The sequence below is a fragment of the Enterobacter sp. kpr-6 genome, from assembly GCF_900116015.1.
Classification (GTDB): Bacteria; Pseudomonadota; Gammaproteobacteria; order Enterobacterales; family Enterobacteriaceae; genus Enterobacter_D.
Window position 1 is genome coordinate 631,508 of sequence record NZ_FOYH01000002.1, and the last position, 20,272, is coordinate 651,779.

20 protein-coding genes, 1 tRNA gene and 3 pseudogenes are annotated in these 20,272 nt (G+C 45.9%); 19 read left to right on the forward strand and 5 right to left on the reverse strand.

Annotated features, from left to right (window positions below):
- The first annotated feature begins 493 nt into the window (after positions 1 to 493).
- From BM373_RS07710 to BM373_RS07730, 5 genes are all read left to right on the forward strand, one after another.
- Positions 494 to 1,819, forward strand: coding sequence for a tyrosine-type recombinase/integrase (locus tag BM373_RS07710; RefSeq protein ID WP_090460842.1), 1,326 nt, complete (start codon positions 494 to 496; stop codon positions 1,817 to 1,819).
- Between the two features lie 106 nt (positions 1,820 to 1,925).
- Positions 1,926 to 2,375, forward strand: coding sequence for a hypothetical protein (locus BM373_RS21425; RefSeq protein WP_143102635.1), 450 nt, complete (start codon positions 1,926 to 1,928; stop codon positions 2,373 to 2,375).
- A 381-nt stretch (positions 2,376 to 2,756) separates the two neighbouring features.
- Positions 2,757 to 4,271, forward strand: a complete 1,515-nt coding sequence (locus BM373_RS07720) for a YfjI family protein (RefSeq protein ID WP_090460843.1) — start codon at positions 2,757 to 2,759, stop codon at positions 4,269 to 4,271.
- Between the two features lie 247 nt (positions 4,272 to 4,518).
- The gene (locus tag BM373_RS07725) at positions 4,519 to 5,217 is read left to right on the forward strand and encodes an inovirus Gp2 family protein (protein ID WP_090460844.1); all 699 of its coding nucleotides are present in this window, start codon (positions 4,519 to 4,521) and stop codon (positions 5,215 to 5,217) included.
- Positions 5,218 to 5,525: 308 nt separating this feature from the next.
- A complete protein-coding gene (locus BM373_RS07730) occupies positions 5,526 to 6,800 on the forward strand; it encodes a hypothetical protein (protein ID WP_090460845.1) in 1,275 nt (424 codons plus the stop codon).
- 205 nt (positions 6,801 to 7,005) lie between these two features.
- Here the strand turns inward: BM373_RS07730 and BM373_RS21815 are convergent.
- The 4 genes and pseudogenes from BM373_RS21815 to BM373_RS07750 form a co-directional block, all read right to left on the reverse strand.
- Positions 7,006 to 7,300, reverse strand: a pseudogene (locus BM373_RS21815) (IS481 family transposase); the annotation flags it as partial.
- 257 nt (positions 7,301 to 7,557) lie between these two features.
- Positions 7,558 to 8,985, reverse strand: a complete 1,428-nt coding sequence (locus tag BM373_RS07740) for a response regulator (RefSeq protein ID WP_090460846.1) — start codon at positions 8,983 to 8,985, stop codon at positions 7,558 to 7,560.
- Positions 8,966 to 9,889, reverse strand: a complete 924-nt coding sequence (locus BM373_RS07745; protein ID WP_090460847.1) for a sensor histidine kinase — start codon at positions 9,887 to 9,889, stop codon at positions 8,966 to 8,968. Before BM373_RS07745 ends, BM373_RS07740 begins: the two co-directional genes overlap by 20 nt.
- Positions 9,889 to 11,727, reverse strand: coding sequence for an AAA family ATPase (locus BM373_RS07750; RefSeq protein WP_177220128.1), 1,839 nt, complete (start codon positions 11,725 to 11,727; stop codon positions 9,889 to 9,891). Before BM373_RS07750 ends, BM373_RS07745 begins: the two co-directional genes overlap by 1 nt.
- A 273-nt stretch (positions 11,728 to 12,000) precedes the next feature.
- On the opposite strand from BM373_RS07750, the pseudogene BM373_RS07755 reads away from it, so the two are divergent.
- The 14 genes and pseudogenes from BM373_RS07755 to BM373_RS07820 all read left to right on the forward strand — a co-directional run bounded on the left by BM373_RS07755 (position 12,001) and on the right by BM373_RS07820 (position 20,081).
- A pseudogene (locus BM373_RS07755) lies at positions 12,001 to 12,864 on the forward strand (GTPase family protein).
- Positions 12,865 to 12,954: 90 nt separating this feature from the next.
- The gene (locus BM373_RS07760; protein WP_090460849.1) at positions 12,955 to 13,779 is read left to right on the forward strand and encodes a DUF932 domain-containing protein; all 825 of its coding nucleotides are present in this window, start codon (positions 12,955 to 12,957) and stop codon (positions 13,777 to 13,779) included.
- A 208-nt stretch (positions 13,780 to 13,987) separates the two neighbouring features.
- Positions 13,988 to 14,698, forward strand: coding sequence for a DeoR family transcriptional regulator (locus tag BM373_RS07765; RefSeq protein WP_090460850.1), 711 nt, complete (start codon positions 13,988 to 13,990; stop codon positions 14,696 to 14,698).
- A 25-nt stretch (positions 14,699 to 14,723) separates the two neighbouring features.
- The gene (locus BM373_RS07770) at positions 14,724 to 15,260 is read left to right on the forward strand and encodes a DUF4339 domain-containing protein (RefSeq protein ID WP_035343370.1); all 537 of its coding nucleotides are present in this window, start codon (positions 14,724 to 14,726) and stop codon (positions 15,258 to 15,260) included.
- Between the two features lie 41 nt (positions 15,261 to 15,301).
- Positions 15,302 to 15,739 (forward strand): hypothetical protein, encoded by a 438-nt coding sequence (locus tag BM373_RS07775; RefSeq protein ID WP_035343367.1) that lies wholly within the window; start codon positions 15,302 to 15,304, stop codon positions 15,737 to 15,739.
- Between the two features lie 66 nt (positions 15,740 to 15,805).
- Positions 15,806 to 16,216, forward strand: coding sequence for a hypothetical protein (locus BM373_RS07780; RefSeq protein WP_035343365.1), 411 nt, complete (start codon positions 15,806 to 15,808; stop codon positions 16,214 to 16,216).
- 77 nt (positions 16,217 to 16,293) lie between these two features.
- Positions 16,294 to 16,528 (forward strand): annotated as a pseudogene (locus BM373_RS07785) (DUF905 domain-containing protein).
- Between the two features lie 85 nt (positions 16,529 to 16,613).
- A complete protein-coding gene (locus BM373_RS07790) occupies positions 16,614 to 17,072 on the forward strand; it encodes an antirestriction protein (protein WP_090460851.1) in 459 nt (152 codons plus the stop codon).
- An 8-nt stretch (positions 17,073 to 17,080) separates the two neighbouring features.
- The gene (radC, locus tag BM373_RS07795; protein WP_035343357.1) at positions 17,081 to 17,563 is read left to right on the forward strand and encodes a RadC family protein; all 483 of its coding nucleotides are present in this window, start codon (positions 17,081 to 17,083) and stop codon (positions 17,561 to 17,563) included.
- A 13-nt stretch (positions 17,564 to 17,576) separates the two neighbouring features.
- Positions 17,577 to 17,798, forward strand: a complete 222-nt coding sequence (locus BM373_RS07800; protein ID WP_035343354.1) for a DUF987 domain-containing protein — start codon at positions 17,577 to 17,579, stop codon at positions 17,796 to 17,798.
- A gap of 22 nt (positions 17,799 to 17,820) precedes the next feature.
- Positions 17,821 to 18,171 (forward strand): type IV toxin-antitoxin system YeeU family antitoxin, encoded by a 351-nt coding sequence (locus BM373_RS07805; protein ID WP_050926888.1) that lies wholly within the window; start codon positions 17,821 to 17,823, stop codon positions 18,169 to 18,171.
- A 216-nt stretch (positions 18,172 to 18,387) separates the two neighbouring features.
- A complete protein-coding gene (locus BM373_RS07810) occupies positions 18,388 to 18,675 on the forward strand; it encodes a hypothetical protein (protein WP_256214594.1) in 288 nt (95 codons plus the stop codon).
- Positions 18,676 to 18,788: 113 nt separating this feature from the next.
- Entirely contained in the window at positions 18,789 to 19,130 is a 342-nt protein-coding gene (locus BM373_RS07815; RefSeq protein ID WP_090460853.1) for a TA system toxin CbtA family protein, read from the forward strand.
- Between the two features lie 114 nt (positions 19,131 to 19,244).
- A complete protein-coding gene (locus BM373_RS07820) occupies positions 19,245 to 20,081 on the forward strand; it encodes a DUF4942 domain-containing protein (protein WP_090460854.1) in 837 nt (278 codons plus the stop codon).
- Between the two features lie 101 nt (positions 20,082 to 20,182).
- Here the strand turns inward: BM373_RS07820 and BM373_RS07825 are convergent.
- A tRNA-Arg gene (locus BM373_RS07825) sits at positions 20,183 to 20,259 on the reverse strand.
- Between the last annotated feature and the right edge of the window lie 13 nt (positions 20,260 to 20,272).

A 20,272-nucleotide genomic window follows, 5' to 3' on the forward strand; every position in this document is an offset into this window, starting at 1 on the left:
GTTGAAATATTACCGCAACATCAGAAATAAACTTGAAAAACCCCCTCCACGAATAATTATTAGAGTCGCACTCCACCTTATTTAGGTTAGATCAAACTATTTATTATAATTAGCTCAACCTGATTGTGAGTCGCCACGGATAATCCAGACACTTTCGGGCATGCGAAGCAAATTGACTCGATTTTTGGAGTTGATGTACCAAATATGTCCCACAAGGGAAATGATGAGGAAGCGAAGGAGGCTTAAGTCGCTAAATCTTGATGGTACGCCCTACAGGGCTCGAACCTGTGACCTACGGCTTAGAAGTGCGTGGGTCTTCTTTTTTTACCCCCTGAAAACCAATTAAAAAAATCACTTTTTACTTATAAAACATTACAATATAGGATTCCTCATGTTGATGCAAATTGATGGGAATGGATCTCTATGGACTGAGTTTACTTACATATGCCGTTACATTAGATTCTAATGTCAGAAACCCGTTAAGGAGCGCCCAATGGCTATTTCAAGACAAAAACTCACCTTCGAACGCCTCCGTAAATTTGAACTCACTGAAGGTAAATCCCAAGTCTTTCTTTGGGATACGGAAGTGCCAGCACTGGCTTGCCGCGCAACTAAAGGAACGAAAGCATATATTTTCCAAAGTGTATTTCTGGGCAAAACGCTGCGCATGACCATCGGCAATATCAATGACTGGAAGATTGATGATGCCCGAAGCGAAGCCAGACGATTGCAAACCTTGGTAGATACTGGAACAGACCCCAGAATTGCAAAAGCCGAGAAAATCGCTGCGCTGCAATCTCAGCAAGCTGAATATCACAGGGGAAAAGTGATCTTTTCTGTTGCTTGGGAGGAATATCTTGAAGAGTTAAAAACGGGCATAAGTGCAAAGACCAAACGCCCCTATTCTCAGCGATACCTTGCCGATCACATAAGGCTTTCAGCTCGAGGCGGCAATGCCAAAAAAGTAGGTAACGGTCAAACGATGGCAGCACCGCTGGCATACTTTCTTGATTTGCCACTCAGCGAAATCACCCCAATGCTTGTAACTGATTGGTTAACCCGAGAAAGACAAACTCGCCCTACTGTTACCGCTAACGCCTATCGGATACTGCGAACATTCCTTAAGTGGGTTGAAGACCATAAACAGTTTCACGGCGTAATACCGACAGACTTAACACAAGATAGAAACGTCAGAAAAATGGTACCCGTATCAGCCAGTAAAGCTGATGACTGTTTGCAAAAAGAGCAGCTTAAAAACTGGTTTACCGAAGTAAAACGGTTAAGCAACCCCATGATATCAACCTACCTTCAGGTGCTCTTGCTGACGGGAGCACGCCGAGAGGAAATTGCTTCACTATGCTGGGAGGATATTGATTTCAAATGGTCCAGTATGCGCATCAAGGATAAGGTTGAAGGCGAACGTACTATTCCGCTGACGCCATATGTATCAGCCCTTTTGTCAAAACTGGCCAATACAAGAAAAGCGAAGTCTGATAACAGCCAATGGGTTTTTAATAGTAACAGTAAAAGCGGAAAAATAGTTGAACCCAGAAAGGCTCATAACCAAGCTTTGCTGCGAGCAAAACTTCCTCATATAAGCTTACACGGCCTACGCCGAAGCTTCGGTACGCTTTCAGAATGGGTCGAAGTACCGACAGGCGTTGTTGCGCAGATTATGGGCCATAAACCTAGTGCCCTTGCTGAGAAACACTATCGCCGCCGCCCATTAGATTTGTTACGTAAGTGGCATGAAAAAATCGAGATTTGGATACTGGAACAAGTAAAAATCAGCGAAGAAAAAAGCGTTGATATGCGTTGATTTTCTTTTTTATCAATAGGTTAATGATGATACTTGTATATTGACAAACTTATAAACTTAGATAAAAATCGACTCATAATCTTAACCATAAAGGAGATGTATCAGGATGTTTGATCTTAATACTAGTTCCAGCACCATTAACGATGATCAAGAAATTCTGGCGAACATGCTAGGGTCGAATGATGTAAGTTTTGAAATCCAATACCATGCCCCATCAGCTAATGCACAGCCTCTTGATGAATGGTTTAAAAATCATTACAAGAAAGTTGCTCTTCATGCAATGAATCAGGCTATTCATCAGAAACACCTAAGGGTTAAGTCACTCAGCCTTACACTTCAGAATATGATATCTAATTGTGTGCCACGTACTGGCTCGGCAATTAAGTCACGGCGTAGCAGCAAATCAGCTAAAAACTCTTCATCTTCTGGTTCTAACGATGGAAGTGATCCCGAACCTGCCAGTGCTTTTGGTTCCCTCTTCCTTTCTTGTTTTTGTCTCCTTACTCTCCCATTAAATTCATTTGCCAACAACTCTATTACAGAGGTGGCAGCATGAATCAATCCAAAGTATTGCATTTATCAGAAATGGATAATATCTCGCTGGTATCCACGACTGAATTAGCTAACTTGCTCAAGCGTAAACCTCAGACGATCAGAATGTGGCTATGTAATGATCGACTCCCATCAGGGCTAGTTAGACCAATCAACCTTAATAATAGAAATTATTGGTTTTTAGATGATGTCAGAAATTATTTAAAGTCATTACAGGTAGTTGATATTTAGTATTTATGGAAATTTAATTTAAATTAGATGACGAGAGATTCCCCGTCTCATAAAACTTTACATTTCATTATTAGGATGGAGATTTGCTTTTATAGATAAGCGGATCTCCCCTGAAGTCATTTGATTTTTCAATGATAGAAAGGGTCTGATATGCATGTCCAAAAGAAATAAGAGTAAAAAAATAAAAGAACTCTCTTTAGAGTTTCAAACGTTACCGACATTTGCACAACGATTGATAAGTTATATACATTTTAAAACGGGAGCTGCCGCTGAACTTATTTTTACCGTATTACTTGGGGTAATGGCGTATGCCTGCCAGGATAAATTTGATGTTCAGCTTAAGAATGGGAAAACTTTTACATCGCTTTATATTCTATTGTTAGCAAGATCCGGAAGCAGAAAATCAACTGTATTTAAATTGTTGATGGAGCCAATCTATCGACTGGAAAATGAGTTGAAAGATGATTTCCTGCTAAAGGAGAAACTCTATGAACTAGAGATTGCATCATGGAAAGTGGAATTTAAAGAGTATAAAAAACAATACAGTAAATCTATTCGTCAGATAAATGGTGAAAGCGAAGCACGAAGAAAACAGGAGGAATGCTATCTAAGAAAACCAGTTATACCTATAAGAAAGTATCTTACTAAAAATGACTCCACAAGTGAGGGACTTAGAAAAATATTAGCGCAGGGTTCTCCATCGTTGATGCTCGGGTCTGATGAGGCCGGAGGGCCCTTCGACAGTAATCTTTTCCGCAATACACCCGTACTCAACTCTCTTTGGGGAGAAGGAAGAATTGCAGACAGTAGGGCTTCACGTGACAGTTACGATGTTGATGATGCACGGCTAACGATGCTGCTGATGATGCAGCCCGGTTTATTTGATGACTTTCTTGAAAAACAGGGTGAAAAAGCAAAGAATTCAGGATTTTTGGCTCGTTTATCGCCGGTCGACATGGAACAGATCCCTGAATTGATCTGTATCCCTGATGCTGGTATATGGGCTGATGAACCAGGACTGGAAGAATTTTTTTCTATTGTCACCAAGCATTTGCAGGATGGAATGAGGCGTAGAGAAAAAAATGAAGAGCGTATATGTATTATTTTTTCTTCTGAGGCACAAATTGTCTGGAGTTTACAGAGTAGACAAATTCAGGAAAAAATAAAAAAAGGAGGCGAACTACACCATTATGATGATTTTAGTGCTCGATTTATGGAGCATGCTTCACGGATTGCAGCAGTCATGCAAATGTTTATTACACCTGACTCACCAGTAATTACGAAGGAAACTTTAACATCATCATTCAAAATAACAGAATTTTTTATTAATCATCTTATCGCTAAGGTTGATTCTACTCGAAAACCTACAAGGGCTGAAAAATTGACATGGTACCTTGAAGACAATCTCGTTAGCAATGGTTCATACGACTTCAAAAGAAATGACCTTATTAAGAAAGGTCCATATTCAGTCAGAAATTCAGAGAATCTGATGCCTACTTTAGAACAACTTGAGTCTGAAGGTGTAGTGCAATTATTCGAAAGAGGAGGAGTTAATTATGTAAAATTTATTGGCTCAACGATGGAACCGAAAGAATTGGCTGAGAAGACTAACATCCCTGTTTTACACTCGGGATCGATTGCGATGAGTAAGCTACCTAACTTCGAGTAACTTCAGAGCAATTAAACTCTGTCTGGTTAATTTTTTTTGACCTTAAGCCCAGTGACACAGCGGATTCAGGTTAAATTACTAGTCAGGCCAATCAATGGATTTTAACTGGTATAGGTAATATATCTTGTTGGTTGTTATATATCCTACACCTATACATCCCTCTATAGGGATTATGTCCAACATCACATGGGTAGCGTGAGGGCTACCCATTACCTAATGATTAATATTTACAGAATGAAGGATTATTATGGAATCACTATATTCACTTACCAATGAAGAAACCGATAACTTGGTAGAAATAGCCTCCAGAAAGTATAGATCACCCATTGACCTCAATATTCTCAACCCACTACTTAACATGGTCTACGGCACTTTAGAGCAGAATAACCGAATACTAGGTATTCGTTCTGATCTGAGATTTGCCCAGTCTCATGTACCAGGAGAACCTGATCTACCCCTGTGCTTCCAGCGCGATGATGCACAGGCAATAACTCGCTCCTTCGAGTCACTGAAAAGCCAGCTACGCGCAGATCATAACCGGTCCGGGAGACCGGGTAACCCGACATTTCCATCTTATGGGTGGTGTAGAGAACGTGACACAAGCGAGCATCCCCATTACCACCTGATGTTGTTGTTTAATGCAGATGTGTATGGGTACCTAGGCAATTACCAAGAACTCAATGCTAAAAATATGGCAACCCGAATACAGAAAGCCTGGTGTAGTGCTATAGGGCTTGCTTACGAAGATTACTCAACATTAGCTGAATTCCCACCAAATGCTGTTTACAGATTTAGTAGATTTGATGCACTGGATCGTAATCCAGTCTACTGGGATTTCCTGATTCGACTGGCGTATTTGGCCAAAACCAGAACTAAGGATGTCCACAGCGGTTACCGCAACTTTGGCACAAGCCAATGTCTACGCTTAAGCGGATTAGCCTGTTAATAGCACTCTGGGTGAGGTATTTATCCTCACCCAGTCAATTAACATAATTGATACATTCCTCGGTAAAAAATTCGATACAGTGTCTCGGTACCCTGCTACAACCTGCTACATGTAGCAGCTGTAGCAGGTTCCTGGAAGCGATAAAATCGACTATAGGGCAGGATCGTCTACAGGGGTGGGGTCAGTCCAACACCTCTATTCAGGTGATCAAATTCAGTGTGCCACTACAATCGGAAATAAGAGTGTCTGACGTGTTATCCTAGACGGACGTGAGCAGCGCGTGTAAATCATTATTGAAAAGGTTAAGCGTGAACAGTAACCAACCTCCTTGGCTTAAAGCAATGCAGAATGGCGCTATCGGTGAAGCCCGAGCCAAAGCATTTTTACTCAATCGATTCTGGGTATTAGAGCGTTCTGTGGATATAGATGGCGCAGACTTCATTATTCAAAGACGGCTTAGTGGAAAAAATATTCTTGATTCCCAGGCCCCCAAACTGGGCGTCATTCAGGTTAAATTTTATGGTACAGAAGCAACAACGCATTATATTCATAAAGAATATGTCGTAAATGAAAAACACGAACCCAGAATTGACTTTTTTCTTCTTTGCCACAGTGGAGAAGAAAACGACGAAAGCACTTTCTTAATCACATCAGAAGAAATAGTTAAAAACTTTCCATTAAGCAACATTCAAGGCAGTGACAAATACAGAATATCGTTTCCTAAAATATTAACCGGGGGGTTCATTGTCAAAAACAAAACCCGGGCATTGGACAGAATAGAGCACGCCTTGTCTCTCGCGGATTTCAAATCCAACCGTATTTTTCTTTCCTGGGCCTTACCCTCAGTGAGAGCGGATTTAGAAGGTATTGAGCCTGTCTATAAAGAAGATATAAGCAACTGGTATGGTGATCTTCCAACATCATTTTTTAATTATAAAAAAACGGTGCAAAAAGCTATGGCAGACGTTGAGGAGGTCTATGAACTTTTATCGCAACTCGCCGTGGAACATGAACCTATGAATGCGGTGCACATCGTTGACGAGATAGCGTTCAAATGCCATACGGGTTATGGGTGGAACATTCCATTACCCGATGAGCTGGATAATGAAGACTTTTTTGATGCATGCAGACAACATAAAGAAATTGTTAGCAATCTTAAATCAATAGGGCTACTTGATGCATATATTGATTTCAAAAAAGAAATCAAAAAAGCATTCTTCAGCAACATAAAAAAACAATTTCCCATTCATAAAAATCAGGTATGTTCAGTATCAATTGATTATGATTTTGATGATCTTTCACTTAAAAAATTAAACGTCACCATTTTGGATGCAACGGATTATTTTAAGTGCCCTGCCAAACCTAATAAGTATGGGATGGTTGATATTGGAACCTTTGACTACGCAAAAGTGGTAAATATAAGCACACATCATATTGAGCTGTATTTTATGCCTGGTCGATACGGTGGATTTAAGTCAAAAAACGATGAGGATCTTTTTGAGGAATATCTAATGACTGATTTTTCAGTATTTAAAGAGTGCATGGAGAAAATTTATGCGCTTAAGTTTGTCCAAGACAACTAATCCATCTTATCGCAGATGATACCGTAGCGTTCCTGTGAGATGTATGATTAATGCAACCGGTTTATTCGCCTAAACGGAAAGGGGATAGGCCGTACTTGACGAAACACCTGAACGGGGAGCGATTCTCGGCGTTCCTCCCCCACCTGTTGTACAATCCGGAGACATGGTAGACAGGTGTTCGGAGACATGGTGAACACTTTTTAATACCCTTACCCGTCGTGATCGACTTTTTCTTCAGGTCGCTCCCCCCCTTTTGTGCTGTATCACCACACGTCATAACAACCCGCTTCCTGTGTTTCTCTCAGCCCGACCAGTTCTCCTCTGAACGCTTTGTCCGCACTCAGCTTCCCGCTGCTGTCCACCTTTCTGACCAGCATGTCCGCATCATATTCCGGCAGGATGATGCTGCCGTTGTACTATCGTGAAGAGGGCTGATAGCTTGATGCCGGTACCGCCATATCCAACCCTTCATGCGGTCGCTCCAGGTCGTACGCCAAGCGATCTGAGGATATTGCTTACAGCGTTATGTATGAATCAACAGGGAGTAAGTCACCGCACGCATGAGATTGTTAGCTATTAACGCGAACCAATGATCTAAAGCAACTTTGTGGAGAAGGTGTTATGCCGCATGCTCAAAGGAAATAAATCTAAGGGGCGCATCGCCCCTAATAAGTTTTCAAAGTCACGGATAGTTAAAGGCAATGGATGCCTGAAAATGAAAACAGCCATATGTTTGTCAATGATTTTTATATCCAGCCTAGCTCCTAATTCGAATAGCGTCAACAATTCGCTTTATAAGCACAATAGTCTCATCAGCACTTACTGTGTCGTATTTTAACTGCCTCACTGCGAATGCGTAGCCGGCAGCTAACACAGATTTATCGTCACCACTTATGTCGTAAGCCCAGTCTCGACAGTACTTAATCACTTCTCTAAAAGGATTATCTTGGCAATACCGATCAATGTTCGGCCAATTGTTTATGGAGGAGCGTATCTCATTAGAAATTTCTGACGCTACACAGTCAGGGTGGAAAATAAGGCTCATCTCTAAGGTTATTGGATCGAGGCCCGTATAATTAAAACCTACATCACCAAAATCAATTAAGACCGGAGTTCCAGCCTGATCAACAAGGACATTACCACCATGTAGATCTCCGTGAATGCACGATTCTGAAATATTTACAAAAATGTCCTCAATATCCTTTATCTCTTCGATGTCATACTGAGCAGCTAGTTTATTAAAATTAGCATCATTTAACTTAGCCTTTCTAACCTCACCGATTTTAACTCTTGAAACTTTTCGCGCGGTGGACCAACGCTCCATGCTATTGCGAACCTTTTTAATCACATCAACGGCCTTACATGGATCAACCCGGACAACATCAAATAAGGTTTCTTTATAACCCTCGGCGAGAGTATAGAATATCGCGCTATACTCCCTAAGCCCCTTGTCCATACTAAGCAATAAAGGTGTAAATGTATTCATAGGCATAAGTCTAACATGCCGCGCATATGATTCATTTTCTTTGTGGATCTTTGATGACAATCCCAACTTGGCTACAAATACACCTATTATATTAAAACGATCATTGCGCACTTCGATTCTGCCGACCAACGAGCCAGATAGTCCACTCAATGGGTAGTAGACCCCATCAAATCCCCCCATGCTTCGCACAAAGCTTTGCAGTGCTCGCTCTTGTCCTCTTCCGAACTCTATCTCTTTACCTCGGGTATTTATAACTATAGCGTTTAAGGATATTATCTCGTTATAAATATCTGACAACTCCTTCATCATCTCTAGGGTTTCATCTTTTCTAAAATATAGAACGGTAGAGAATTCTCTTGCTGCCCCCCAGAGTTTAATCCTTTCTCCGTGTCTTAAAAGGTTCGTAGCGAAGCTATCTAGTTCGGAACCAGTCAGAATATAAATAGGGGTGCCTGGCATTAACCGCTGCACATAGTAAAAAAGCTGTTGCCCATTCTGTACGTCTTTCTCAAGCCCGGACGGTACACTTGGCATACAAAGATCGAGAATAATAAGATCGTAATAATTTTTATCTAAAAGAGCTTCTGCTGAACTAGAGTTATCGACAATATCCCAAGCTATCTCAGGAAACTTGTCTTTTACAGCAGAAACAAGTGTGTCTGCGTAAGATGAGTTATCTTCAACGAATAATATTTGCATAATCCCTATACCATCTTAATTCGAAACGTGCTCCACCTTCGGCTTTGTTTGAGACGTAAACGTCTCCTTCCATAGAGCGCATTGACAGCTGTGCAGTAGCTAGCCCATAACCGAAATGTCCATCCTTATTTGATACTCCAAGCTTCAACGCTTCCTCAGGATTTCCCGCAAATCCTGGTCCGCAATCAAGAATGACAAGCCAGTTTTCAGCTCCGGCAGGCCCCCAGTTTATTAAAATTTCTGCTGGGTTGAGTCTTGAAAATTCACTAACTGCTTCGACCGAATTCCGGATTCCATTATCTATAGCTAATCCTAACGAATCCCGATCCGCTTTGACCATATAAGGCTTGATACCGGCAACCCGTAACACTATGTTTTCATGACTAATATTCAGAACTGCAATACATTCCGTAATAAGCTCTGAGAGATCGAACTCACTAAACGACGGAGTAGCTGCCGCTTTTTTTAACTTTCCAACAGCGTCTAGTAGACCACTCAGACGTTCTACACAATGTTTGGTTCGTGAGGTTTCATAAGCGTCGAACTCCATTGCAGCAACTAGACGGAGAGACCCTATTAGCGGAGCAAACTCATGCAGAATTGTTCTGGAAACTTCGTCTACCGCCTGCGCCCGGAGATCTTTAAGGAGCCGATCCGAATTGGTATCCATGACATATTCTTCTGTGGCCGCTTCGCTAATCTCTTGTTTTGGTGGCCCAACCTGTAATTTTTCAAGAGCGCGTTCAAGCGCTCTCTTCACCCATCTAACATTTTCTTTTGAAAGTGCTAGCATCAACCTAGTCGCATCAGTTGCCTCCGCAGCGTTGGTGAAAAAGCGTGCAGCCTCGAGTCGTTCATCTACTGAAGTGCTCATAAGTGAGGTAATTGCTTGCTCACGATCCATCACAGCGAATTATCTTCGTAAAACTTTGCTCTAGTGGCAAACGCAATTGAACCACCCTCCATTACATTTGTAATAGCGTTTACGGCCTCAGGGTGATTAAGAGGTTTATTTACCTGTACAAACCCATTTCTTCCATCAGAAGTCAACTCAATTACCAAGTCCGCCTCTCCCAAAACAGGGATATTAGCATTATGAGTAGACAAAATTATTTGCCCGAGTCCTTTACGGCCATTTAACGTTTTTATTATTGTATTAGCCACAAACGCATTATCTAAGTGGTCTTCAGGTTGATCAATTATCAGTATTCTTTCAGAGTGCTGTAAAACTATAGATAGTATTACTGTGCAGCGCTGGCCAGCAGAGAGTGTTGAAACTTCTTTATAGTCGACGCCATCAAGAAGATACATGTTTACATCATCTTGAATATCGCAGGTCAGTATATCTGCAAGCCCAAATTCACGAAGCTGTGCTAGCACCCGAGCTGCCCGCTCTTTAGGTATATTCAATAGATCTGCTAATTCTTCGAAAGCGGCCTTATCTACGATCGCCACTAATTCACGCGGACTGATATTTTCTGAAATCTTTGAGGCCAAGTCATTATATTTTATACCACTTCCTTTGAGCGCGTCAGTTAAGGCTTTGGAATACTCGCCCAACTGAGAAAATTGCTCAACATCTACTTTAATATAAGGTGTGAGGGCCAAATTGATCTTTTCTATTACTTCACTCCGGAGGGTGTAGCGTTTTAGACGAATATCTTCAAGCTCATTTGCAGTCTCATCACGTCGTTTGCGTAGCGCTTCTAGTCTTCTGCATCTTTCATCCAAAAGGCTTTGGCGGACATTTATTTGAGATAATTGTGATTTAATTAAAGAAATATTACGGCTTAACGCTCCAGTACCTTCGGATACTTTATCAAGTTCAAGGCGTAAAACCCGAGCTTTACGCTCGACTTCGAAATTTTTGGAAGATATTTCCTCCTGCCGCTGCTGCGAGATATGCTCAATTTGTTGAAAACTTTTTGAAACCTCAGCTATTCTTGAAATGGCAAAGTCGTAAGACTCGCGAAGATCGGCGACTGGATCATTTTCTGGCTCACCATTCCAAGCATCTGGCCCATAGTTTTCAAGAAGAAGGTTATCTAATGTCATTCTCCATTCAAAAGCGTGTTTTCCGAATCTAGCGATGATATCCCCGCGAGCAGAGGCTGTAGCAAGTTCTTCTGTGAGCAGAGATAACTCAGATTGTTTTGTGGTAACCTCATTTGAATTTCCTTGAAGATCTTGAAGTTGCCTTTCAAAATCAAGCAACTGTGATGTGAGGTTAGGAACCTTACTGACCTCCTCAGACAACGAAGCAATCTCTGCCTCCATGGCTAAAATTTCTTTATAAATGCTCTTTAGAGAGCTGATCACCTCAGCTTCCGTCGCAGACATTATGCTCCGACCATGGATAAATCCATCAATCAATGACAAGCGGCCTGCATCACTAAGCCCCAGAGTCTCGACTTCAGTTTGAGACAAAACTATTGGCGCAACGAAACTAGCTGTAGAGCGTGGTTTGTCATCGTCAGCTGTGCGGGAAATGGTGATATCATCCACCAAATCATTTAGCACGACAGTCACCTCCCCCCCATCCAGTATCGCTCTGGCATGGTCGAATGAGCGGTTTTTTGCCTCAGTCGTGTGACTACGAGCTGCTAGAGCGTATCTAATTAACTCTATTACTGAAGTTTTTCCAGTCCCCCTAGCGCCAATGATCACATTGAGACCTTTGGAGAATTTGAGGTCCAAACCATCCAAAAAACCACCCTCGATTTGCAGCCGCTCGATGTCCACTAAAAGCTCCTGTAATATAAATTCGACCCGTTTACTAACTTTAGCTACCTGCGTAATACATCGAATATACCCTGAATTCAAGCACGGACCCAACTGTGTTGGCCTGCTCCCGGCAGATTAATACGTTTCAATTTCAGCAAAGTCTACTCCCGTACCGAACGGCCTATCAGCATTGTAAAAACATTTAGATATATATCATTCAACTGAACATACTTCATTAAAGGCAGAACCTCACGGTTCTGCCTTTTTTGTTTTCATTTCAGAGGAGTAGTGATGAAAAAACCTGAAGGTCTGCAGTCGCTGCAGAACTCACTTTCCAGCTTGCCGCAATGGGTGTCTGAACGCATTTTGCACCAGGTAAGCCGGTTAGCCAGTTATGAACCAATGATCGGCATTATGGGCAAAACCGGGGCTAGTAAATCCAGTCTGTGCAATGCTCTGTTTGCCGGTGAGGTATCGCCGATCAGCGATGTAGCAGCCTGTACCCGTGAGCCACTGCGTTTTCGTTTTCAGGTTGGAGGGCGGTTTATGACACTAGTGGATTTGCCTGGTGTCGGGGAGAGTGGCGCACGTGATACCGAATATGCTGCTCTTTACCGTGAACAGCTTCCTCGCCTCGACTTGGTACTGTGGTTGATCAAGGCTGATGACCGGGCGCTGTCAGTGGATGAGCACTTTTATCACAAGGTGATTGGCGAGGCATACCGACATAAGGTGCTGTTTGTTATCAGCCAGTCGGACAAGGCTGAGCCCACCAGCAGAGGATAACGATTATCCACAGAACAGAAACAAAACATCAGCCGTAAAATCTGCCTATTGCATGAGTTGTTCCAGCCCGTGCATCCGGTGTGTGCCGTGTCGGTCCGTCTGCAGTGGGGGCTACGGGTAATGACAGAGCGTATGATTCGCAGCCTTCCCCGTGAGGCCAGTAGCCCCGTGGCGGTACAACTCAGTGCGCCGCTTCGTACCAATGCCGTTAATAAAAAAGCCCGCTATGATTTTGGTGAAACGGTCGGATCGGTACTGGACACAGTAAGCTCCATGCCCCTGATACCGGCCCCAGTTCGGACAGTCATTCAGGCTGTACGAGATACCGTGGTGTCGGTCGCCCGTGCCGTCTGGAATTTCTTCTTCTGAGTATTTAACCCTGCCAGTTGTTTTCCGAGCCCTGTCGCCTGTGCGACAGGGCTTTCTTTTATTTGTTTTCCCGTTATGAGGAGTCTGCTTATGACCCGTCTGGCTTCGCGCTTTGGCGCTGCAAATCTTATCCGTCGTGACCGTCCTTTAACCCGTGAAGAGCTGTTTCGCGTGGTTCCCAGTGTATTCAGCGAGGACAAACACGAATCCCGTAGTGAAAGATACACATATATACCCACCATCTCTCTGCTGGACAGCCTGCAGCGCGAAGGCTTTCAGCCCTTCTTTGCCTGTCAGACCAGAGTGCGTGACCCAGGTCGCCGCGAGCACACAAAGCACATGCTGCGCCTGCGTCGGGAGGGACAAATTACCGGCAAGCAAGTCCCGGAAATCATTCTGCTCAACTCTCATGACGGCACCAGCTCGTATCAGATGCTGCCGGGATTATTCCGCGCGGTATGCCAGAACGGGCTTGTCTGCGGTGAGTCGTTTGGAGAGGTGCGTGTGCCGCACAAAGGAGATGTCGTGAGTCAGGTGATTGAGGGGGCGTATGAAGTGCTGGGTATTTTTGACCGTGTGGAAGAGAAGCGGGATGCCATGCAGTCGCTGATGCTGCCGCCACCTGCACAACATGCTCTGGCACAGGCTGCACTGATGTACCGTTTCGGTGAGGACCACCAGCCAGTGACAGCACCTCAGATACTCTCCCCACGCCGCTGGCAGGATGAGAGCAATGATCTGTGGACCACATATCAGCGTATTCAAGAGAACCTGATTAAGGGCGGGCTCAGTGGTCGGAGTGCGAAAGGCGGGCGAACGCATACCCGCGCCGTGCGTGGTATCGACGGAGATGTGAAGCTCAACCGGGCTCTCTGGGTGATGGCTGAAGCGATGCTGAGTGGGTTTCAGTCCTGAGCTTGTTATCAGCATGTTAGGAAAGGACACTCCCTGTCCGTTTTACCTCCACTGGATTGAGTGTTTTTTCACCGCATTTCACGATGTGCCGCGTCGGGCCTGCTTCCGGTGGCAGATAAAAAATAGTTCATTCCATGTCCATACCCTGTCCGCCCCCCTCTTTAGAATCATTTCATATTCAGTCAGTTAACTATTACGGAGATTTAAGATGACACAGGCAGAGCGCCGTCATGACCGGCTGGCTGTCAGGCTGTCACTGATAATCAGCCGCCTGGTTGCAGGTGAAACGCTGAACATGGCGCGGCTGGCTGCAGAGTTTGGTGTGTCAGTCCGCACCCTGCGACGGGATTTTCGCGAACGGCTGATGTACCTCGACCTTGAGTATCGACGGGGGCAATGCCGCCTGCGCAGCACCGGTGGGGGCGTACAGGGCGAGCTGGATGCGCTGACCTTTGCTCACCGGGCAGGACTGGCCGATATTTTTCCGGGGCTGGACCGGCGTCTGGCAGGCATGCTGCTCACCGCAGGAGGGATGCCCTGTCTGGTGTGGCAACCCCCACAGTCAGTGTCACCGGCCAGCTCGCTGGTGTTTTACCGCCTCGTCAGTGCCATTACTGCCTGCCAGCGGGTACTGCTGCTGGCCGAGGGAGAGCGCTGTGACGGGCTGGCCCCGTACCGACTGATTTCATTCGACGGCTGCTGGTACCTCACCGGTGAACTTAACGGGTATATCACCGTGCATCCTCTGGCGACCATCCATGCGGTGACAGTACTCAACACCACGTTCACCCCGCTAAAACGTCTCAGCCAGTTAACCACACAGGCGGGCTTTATCCGGGCTCTTCCGCACTTCAGCTATATCCGCGAAGCCCTGTCTCCTGGGCCCTCTGAGGAGGATCCAGGCAACATACTGATTTAATTACCTCTGTTAAGAAGGAAAAACAATGATCTGGCATTACGAGAAAAATGGCATACGTCACGACAATGTGACTGAAGACGACATCACCGGCCTGATTATGCGCGGTGAACTGACTGCATCCACTTTGGTATGGCGACAGGGTATGACTGAGTGGCAGCCAATCTCCGCAACCCCGCTGGCTTCGGCGCTGCTCCACAGCACAACTCCACCAGCATTACCAGGAAACCGCATTCCGGGTGGAGTGGTATGGACGCTGGCATTTGCTCCCTTCATTGGTTATGCGCTTGAGCTGTGGACGGCTGGGCTGAACGGAATGTCTTTTGACGAGGCATATGAGGCTGTCTCGGACGGGGAGTACTGGTTTATCACGCTGCTGCTCAATATCGCTCTGGGGTATCTCGATGAACGACGTCTGCGTAAGGCCGGAGTGGATACCACCACGTTCGGTAAACTGGCTTGGTTGGTGCCATTCTATCTGTGGCGACGGGCGAAAACCCTTGGGCAGAAACCAGCTTACTTCTGGGTATGGTTGTTGATGTTAATTCTGACTGTGGTGGCCTGAACCATCATCTGCGGATATCTCCCCTCTTGAGGAATAACATAATGAAAACACTGCTTAAGATACTGAGCATTACAGGCAGCCTGCTGCTCTGTGCAGGAGCTCAGGCCCAGCCTTATAACCGGACGCTCCCTGCAGCCGTCAGTGACAACAACGGGAAAATTTTCTGGTGTGATGCGCATCGCCAGGTTACCGGGAAATGCGAAGCCATGTCTGTTGATCGTCTGGGCGTGATGGTCACGGTGCGTTCAGCACCTTTTAAAGGCTGCGAAGGCGGCCTGTGGGGCTGGATAACCATCATGCACAACGATGTGTCGAAGGGATTCACCATTACTCCGGACAAGAAATTTGGGCTCACCGTAAAAGACCTGTGCCGTCCGGGCACGATAGTGACCTTTAAGCCCAACCAGAAGAAGCCGGAATATGACGACCTGGTGGCACTTTATCAGGGCAAAGAGCTGTTTCGCTACCGGCGCTTCTGATAACACCCGATACCAATCTACCTCATTTTGCCCGACAGCGGGCTGGATTAATTCAGGAAGAAAACAATGCTGAAAATAATGACATCTGCTGTACCCGCCCTCATTCTGTCACTTGCCGCATTTAGTGCCGGTGCCGCTCAACTTCCGGCAAGCCTGATGGATAAAGACAATCCCGGCCAGGAGTACTGGTGCCAGGGAAATGACATCAACACCTCCATGTGCTCACTGACCGGTTTAAGCGACGACCATAAATTTGCTCTGATTCACGACCTGCCGGGCCCGGCCTGTGAAGACTTAAGCTTCGGGGTTATCGACCTCGTGCGCCAGACCGGTGTCAACATTCCTTACGATGGTGGTGACTGTAAGGGCGATGTGCAGGCCGGTTTTGTGCGTGGCACGAAAGATAATGCCCTGTATGTGAAAATTGTACGGGGCAGCAAAACCCTGCGGCTGTATAAGGTGCAAACCGGTTACTGACAATCCCACCACACATGCAAACTCCCACAGCCCCTGACGCATCTGCGTCAGGGGCTTTTGTTTTTAAGGTACACCGAATGCCTGAATCTCACATGCTGCCACCGGGACCGTTTACCCGACAGCAGGCCGAAGCGGTTACCCGCCGGTATCACAACCTCAGCATTGAAGATGACCAGAGTAGTCACTACCGCCTGGTGGTTCGTGACTCTGAAGGTCTAAGGGCTGGCGGGCGTGGTGCTTTGAACCTGATGCCGGTAAGGGCTTAACCGTTATATCCGCAAGTCAGGCATCCTCAGAGCATCCTCCTCCTAACCACACTCATTCATCATCCCTGCATGTCCTTTATTTCCCATACGGCAGCCATCGTCGCTGGCGTTTTTATTGACGGAGAATATCCATGACGACACAAACTCAACGCGAATTGATATCCGCTAATGAGTCTCAATTTGACCTTACTGTAACACCAGTACCTGACGAGCAGCGTCTCGATTTCTGGCTGCAGCACTTTGGCTCTATCCCGCAGTGGATAACGCTGGAACCCCGTATTTTCGCCTGGATGGACCGCTTCTGTGATGAGTACAGCGGTGGTATCTGGTCTTTTTACACGCTCAGCAATGGCGGGGCGTTTATGGCCCCTGATACTGACAGTGACGATAAATGGCATCTGTTCAACAACGTGAACGGCAATGGTGCGGAAATAAGCGCGGAAGCTGCCGGGATAGCCGTCTGTCTCCTCGCGTACAGCCACCACGCCTGCCGCACGGAGTGTGACGCCATGACTGAGCACTATTACCGCCTGCGGGATTACGCCCTGCAGCACCCTGAATCCCACGCCATTTTTCGCATTATTGATTAAGGATACCCATGATGGAACAGTCACTTATCCCACTGACTCCGGTCCTTCCACTAACCGCACAACGCACGGTAAAACGCGCTTTAGCGCTGCTTGACCGACACCTGCGCGAAACAGGCGTGGCATTCACCTCCACTCAGGCTGCCCGTGACTGGCTGAAACTGAAAATGGCTGGACTAGAGCGCGAAGAGTTTATAGTGCTGTACCTGAACCAGCAGAACCAGTTGATTGCCCATGAAACACTATTCACCGGCACAATTAACAGTACCGAGATACATCCTCGCGAGGTGGTCAAGCGGGCCCTGTACTTCAATGCGGCGACGGTGATTATCGCCCACAACCATCCTTCCGGTGACCCCACACCCAGCCAGGCAGATAAAACCATCACGCTGCGCCTTATGCAGGCACTTGCCCTAGTGGACATCCACCTGTTGGACCATCTGATTGTCGGCGGGATCGAGATTGTCTCGTTTGCCGAACGCGGCTGGCTATAAGGAGAAAACAGTGATGAATATCATCAGCAAGCGTCAAGCGATGACAATCTACAGTCAGCATCCGCAGTCCCGCTTATTTCGGTTTTGCAAAGGGAAATATAAGTGGTCCGGCAGCATCTGCCACTACGCCGGGCGCGAGGTGCAGGATATTAGCGGGGTACTGGCGGTATACGCCGAACGACGTCAGGACTTCAACGGCCCGTATGTGGCCCTGCGTTGTGTCACGCTGAATTAACTCATATTTAAGGAGCGCTACATTGTCGAATAAAACACCGACAGCAAGCAACCACACGAAAGCGCCTTGGTGGGGACTGAAACGCGATATCACCCCGTGCTTTGGCGCACGGCTGGTCCAGGAAGGCAACTGCCTGCATTACCTGGCTGACCGTACCAGCATCGCCGGGACATTCAATGATGCAGAGTTATGCCATCTGGACCAGGACTTTCCGGTACTGATGAAACAGATGGAACTAATGCTCACCAGCGGCGAACTTAATCCCCGCCACCAGCACAGCGTCACGCTGTATGTGAAGGGGCTGACATGCGAAGCGGATACTCTTGGTTCGCATGGCTACGTCTACATCGTCATTTACCCCACAAAACGTTAAACCTTTTTAATTCACGCGAGAAAAAAAATGAAAATCTTACCTGCAACAATCCGGCGGGTGACGATGCCATATCCACTGCCTGGGGGGGCTGGCTAATGTTACTGATAAGCCTGCTGTTACAGTCCTGTGGGCTGACGTTGAGCGGCACATTATTCAATGATGAAAACGTTATTTTGAAAAACGAAGCTGGAACTTACCCAAACACAGAAGGAAATTATGATGAAAAATAACATTCGTTGCCCAGTATGTAACTCCCACCGAGTTCGGGAGCGTCATACCGGCAAGAAAGGGGGCGCTGTTGCTGGCGGTGTATCAGGGGCTTTAAGTGGGGCTGCCATTGGTTCAGCCATTCCTGTTGTTGGCACCCTTGCTGGTGCAGCGATGGGGGCATTATTGGGCCGATTTATCGCTGGAGCAACCGCAGGTGCTGTGGCAGGGGCCGCACTGGATGGCGTCATATTCGAACGCTATGAATGCGTGAACTGTAATCAACTATTTGATTGATATAACTTTTATAGGATTGACAGCATTGTCTTTCTGACAGTCTGGCAATTTTATCCTCATCATTATTTACTCCTCAAGACATTAACCTCTATTCACCCATCTGAGAGTTCGTTATGAAAAGCTTACCTTTATTAAATAACCGAGGGGCTAAGCCTTGCCTGCCGCCTGTGACTATCTGGCAAATGCTTTTGGCTCGTGTGCTGCAACAGCATTATGGACTGACATTAAACGACACGCCTTTTAGTGAAGAACGGGTTATTCAGGAACATATTGATGCCGGTATCACTCTCACCGACGCGGTTAACTTCTTGGTAGATAAGTACGAACTGGTACGTATCGACAGGCAAGGCTTGAGTGGTCATGAGCCATCACCTTATCTGCGGGCTGTTGATATTCTTAGGGCAAGGCAATCGACGGGGTTATTGCGAAAAAAGGCTAAGCATATTGCCCAGTAAATTTTGCGTGACGCCTACCTGATTGACCTTTCAGCTCTTCTCTTCTTTTTCACTCCTTACATAATGTCCCTGCCAATACCGGCAGGGACATTGGCTTTCTATGGATAAAATATCATGCAAACACAGGGTGAAGTATTAACTGAACATCGCGAGCTAATTTGCTCGACCAATATTGAACGTGTAGTCACTGGTCGCAATACAGCCCTAAAACAGATCGAACAACTCATCGATAAAATTGATGCCATTTCACGGCTAACCTCAGAAATCGGTGGCGGAACTGCTCAAAATTGGGCGATGAAATCCGGGCACCGCTATGATAGCTGGTTAACAGAGACGGTGGATAAAGCTATGCCTGCCATTACCCGTAATATTGACCGTAGTATCTGGCGAGACTTGATGTTGAAGTCTGGAATGATGGCCTTGATGGATGCACAAGCCCGCGACCAGTGGCATAAGGACCTTGAGGAGGGCGACCTTCCGACAATCAGCGAAGTGAATATCCTCACCACATTTGAACAATTACATCTCAACAAAATGGATGTCTTCGAACGTGGGATCATCAATGTCTTTAAAGGGCTGTCGTGGGATTACAAAACCAATAGTCCCTGCAGCTTTGGTAAAAAGATCATCGTCAACAATCTGGTGACGCATAACCGCTGGGGATTTAGTCTGAACTGGGGCTGGAGACGAGATCAGCTGGCAGACCTGGAAAGAATGCTGTTTCTGCTCGATGGTAAACCGATTCCCGACAACCGTGGCGATGTTACTACCCGATTGATGGAGCATATTCGGGACAACCCATCGCAGGATGTCTACGAAGATGATTTCTTCAGTATTCGTTACTTCCAGAAGGGAACTGCACACATCACTTTTAAGCGGTGCGATCTGACAGAAAAGATGAATGATATCGTGGCGAAGCATTATCCGGGGATGCTTGCTAGTTCACGCTAACGTTGATTTGCATTGAGAAATTTTACTTACACCAGCCGTTACATAAACTTTTCATGAGCATGACACAGGAGAAGGGTTTTGGTGTAACTAATTGATTTAATTGGTACGCCCTACAGGATTCGAACCTGTGACCTACGGCTTAGAAGGCCGTTGCTCTATCCAACTGAGCTAAGGGCGCGTTACGCGGATGT

Coding starts and splice junctions, on each gene's coding strand:
- BM373_RS07815 (WP_090460853.1), top strand. CDS start 18,789: ATGAAAAGCTTACCTTTATTAAATAACCGAGGGGCTAAGCCTTGCCTG.
- BM373_RS07800 (WP_035343354.1), top strand. CDS start 17,577: ATGAATATCATCAGCAAGCGTCAAGCGATGACAATCTACAGTCAGCAT.
- BM373_RS07810 (WP_256214594.1), top strand. CDS start 18,388: ATGATGAAAAATAACATTCGTTGCCCAGTATGTAACTCCCACCGAGTT.
- BM373_RS07725 (WP_090460844.1), top strand. CDS start 4,519: ATGGAATCACTATATTCACTTACCAATGAAGAAACCGATAACTTGGTA.
- BM373_RS07790 (WP_090460851.1), top strand. CDS start 16,614: ATGACGACACAAACTCAACGCGAATTGATATCCGCTAATGAGTCTCAA.
- BM373_RS07710 (WP_090460842.1), top strand. CDS start 494: ATGGCTATTTCAAGACAAAAACTCACCTTCGAACGCCTCCGTAAATTT.
- BM373_RS07765 (WP_090460850.1), top strand. CDS start 13,988: ATGACACAGGCAGAGCGCCGTCATGACCGGCTGGCTGTCAGGCTGTCA.
- BM373_RS07780 (WP_035343365.1), top strand. CDS start 15,806: ATGCTGAAAATAATGACATCTGCTGTACCCGCCCTCATTCTGTCACTT.
- BM373_RS07760 (WP_090460849.1), top strand. CDS start 12,955: ATGACCCGTCTGGCTTCGCGCTTTGGCGCTGCAAATCTTATCCGTCGT.
- BM373_RS07820 (WP_090460854.1), top strand. CDS start 19,245: ATGCAAACACAGGGTGAAGTATTAACTGAACATCGCGAGCTAATTTGC.
- BM373_RS21425 (WP_143102635.1), top strand. CDS start 1,926: ATGTTTGATCTTAATACTAGTTCCAGCACCATTAACGATGATCAAGAA.
- BM373_RS07720 (WP_090460843.1), top strand. CDS start 2,757: ATGTCCAAAAGAAATAAGAGTAAAAAAATAAAAGAACTCTCTTTAGAG.
- radC (WP_035343357.1), top strand. CDS start 17,081: ATGATGGAACAGTCACTTATCCCACTGACTCCGGTCCTTCCACTAACC.
- BM373_RS07745 (WP_090460847.1), bottom strand. CDS start 9,889: ATGGATCGTGAGCAAGCAATTACCTCACTTATGAGCACTTCAGTAGAT.
- BM373_RS07770 (WP_035343370.1), top strand. CDS start 14,724: ATGATCTGGCATTACGAGAAAAATGGCATACGTCACGACAATGTGACT.
- BM373_RS07775 (WP_035343367.1), top strand. CDS start 15,302: ATGAAAACACTGCTTAAGATACTGAGCATTACAGGCAGCCTGCTGCTC.
- BM373_RS07740 (WP_090460846.1), bottom strand. CDS start 8,985: ATGCAAATATTATTCGTTGAAGATAACTCATCTTACGCAGACACACTT.